Source organism: Sporichthya sp., assembly GCF_013815995.1.
Taxonomy (GTDB): Bacteria; Actinomycetota; Actinomycetes; order Sporichthyales; family Sporichthyaceae; genus Sporichthya.
The window spans coordinates 1-2,233 of sequence record NZ_JACDFE010000381.1 but is presented as its reverse complement, the minus strand read 5'-3'; the positions used below and the strand labels follow the sequence as shown (position 1 = coordinate 2,233).

The window sequence follows — 2,233 nt, the reverse complement described above, 5'->3', positions numbered from 1 at the left end:
GCATCTCGCTCACCCCCGAGGAACAGTTCGAGATCTTCGGCACCGACAAGATCGCCGAGTACCAGGAGGAGGCCAAGGACAAGTGGGGCGACACCGACGCCTGGCGTGAGTCCCAGCGACGGTCGGCGAGCTACACCAAGGAGGACTGGGTCGAGATCAAGGAGCAGGCCGACGCGAACATTCACGGCTTCGTCGAGGTCATGCGCGCCGGCGAGCCGGCCGACTCCGTCGCCGCGATGGATCTGGCCGAGGAACACCGGGCCCACCTGATCCGCTGGTTCTACGACTGCGCCCCGGCGATGCACCGCGGTCTCGGTGACCTGTACGTCTCCGACGAGCGCTACATGGCCGAGTGGGCCAAGCTCCAGCCCGGGTTCTCCCAGTACGTGCGCGACGCGATCCACGCCAACGCCGACCGCACCTGAGCACACCAAGCAGAATTGGGCCCGTGCCCGAACTGCCCGAGGTCGAGTCCGCCCGTCGCGTGATCGAGCGAGCCGCCCTGGGGCGACGCATCGTCGATGTCGACGACAGCGACACCTACGAGTGTCGGCCGCATGCGCCGGGACAGATCCGGGCCGCGCTGCTCGGCCGCCGGCTGACCGAGGCGTGCCGGGTGGGCAAGAGCATGTGGTGCACGACCAGCGGGGCCGGGCGCGGACGGACACCCGGCCCGCTGCTCGGCCTCCACCTCGGAATGTCCGGCAAGATCGTCATCGCCGACGGCAAAGGCACCGAGATCGACGGCGGCGACTACTGGGAGCGGGGCCGCGCCCCCGGCGACTACCGCTTCTCCCGCTTCGCGCTGCACTTCGACGACGGGGGCGCCCTGATCCTCGTGGACCCCCGCCGGCTCGGCCGGGTGCGCCTGGACCCGCCGGTCGAAGACCTCGGCCCGGACGCCCAGGAGATCACGGGCGCCGAGTTCCGCGCCATGCTGGGGCGCAGCATCGCCCCGACCAAGGCCCGCCTGCTCGACCAGCACGCGGTCGCCGGGATCGGGAATCTGCTCGCCGATCAGGCGCTGTGGCTGGCGCGGATCAGCCCGCGCCGCCCGGCCCAGGACCTGTCGCGACCCGAGGTCGACCGGCTGTTCCGGGGCGTGCGCAAGGCTGTGACGGACGCGATCGCCGGCGGTGGCGTGCACACTCTCTCGGTGATCCCGCACCGGAAACCCGGCGGCGAGTGCCCGCGCGACGGCGCCCCGATGAACCGTGGGACGGTCGGCGGCCGGACCACCTGGTGGTGCTCCCAGGAGCAGTCCTGACCGATAGCTGAGGGTGCGTCAGAACAGCTGGCGGGTGATGCCCTGCTCGAGCAGACCGAAGCCCTCGATGCCGTCCGCGGTGCGCAGGCTGCCCCACTCGTCGTACGCGCTCAACGTCGGGCCGGCCTGCTGCGCTTGCCCCATCGGACACCAGAAGGTGCCGTAGCGCTCGACGAGGCTCACCTCCAACGGGTCACCCTCGGCGCGGTCGACGCGGGTCGCGAGAAACAGGCCGGCGGCGTCGCGGACGATCGACATCCCGGTCACCGGCACCGTGCCGTCGGCGTCGCAGACGAAGCCGACCGCGGCGGTGTGACCGTCCTGGCCGAGCAGGCGGATGGCCGAGACCGAGAGCTCCGGGAAGACCCACATCGTCCCGTAGTACTCCTGCACGCTGGCCGACTCCTCGCGGAAGCCCCAGGTGCGGTCGCGGTAGCCGAAGCCGTCGACCTCGACGCGCCGGCCGTGCACGGTCAGTTGGCCGCTCACCCGGGCGCTGCGCTGGTAGTGGTGCAGCGGGTGCTCGGCGTCGAGAGCGAAGGCCTTCGGCGAGTGCTCGCCGGCGAAGGCTGCGAGCGCGTGCAGCGGCGTGAAGGTCAACGAGCCGGACAGGCCGGGACCGTCGACGCTGAACCCGGAGTCGGGTTCGAAGGTGATCGACTCGCTGTTCCAGGTCTCCAGACCCAGCTCTTCGATGACCTCGACGGTCGAGTTGCCGAGCCGGACGCTCACCCGGGCCCGACGCCCGCCGGTGGCGTTCGGCGAGGCTGAGAGGTGCATGACGCCGGTCAGGCGCTGCGCGGGATCCCAGAAGCAGAGGAACGCGTTGTCGCGCCACGGCCGCGGGTCGTCCGGGATGTCGGCGTGCAGCGGCTGGGCCAGCGGCCCCCAGTCGGCGTCGATCAGCGTTCCCGTCACCGCGGCCTCCCTGTCGCCACACTGTCCGAACCACAAGGCGTGACACGC

At 71.2% G+C, this 2,233-nt stretch carries 3 protein-coding genes; 2 read left to right on the top strand and 1 reads right to left on the bottom strand.

Features of this window, described 5'->3' with window-relative positions; genetic code table 11:
- Positions 1-425 (top strand): TipAS antibiotic-recognition domain-containing protein (locus H0X00_RS23525; protein WP_293775271.1); only part of this gene is annotated, 425 nt, incomplete at its 5' end.
- 23 nt (positions 426-448) lie between these two features.
- Positions 449-1,267 carry a DNA-formamidopyrimidine glycosylase family protein gene (locus H0X00_RS23520; protein WP_293775269.1) on the top strand — a complete coding sequence of 273 codons (819 nt, stop codon included), beginning with the start codon at positions 449-451 and terminating at the stop codon, positions 1,265-1,267.
- 18 nt (positions 1,268-1,285) lie between these two features.
- Here the strand turns inward: H0X00_RS23520 and H0X00_RS23515 are convergent, their stop codons facing one another.
- The gene (locus H0X00_RS23515; protein WP_293775267.1) at positions 1,286-2,185 is read right to left on the bottom strand and encodes a hypothetical protein; all 900 of its coding nucleotides are present in this window, start codon (positions 2,183-2,185) and stop codon (positions 1,286-1,288) included.
- Positions 2,186-2,233 lie beyond the last annotated feature (48 nt).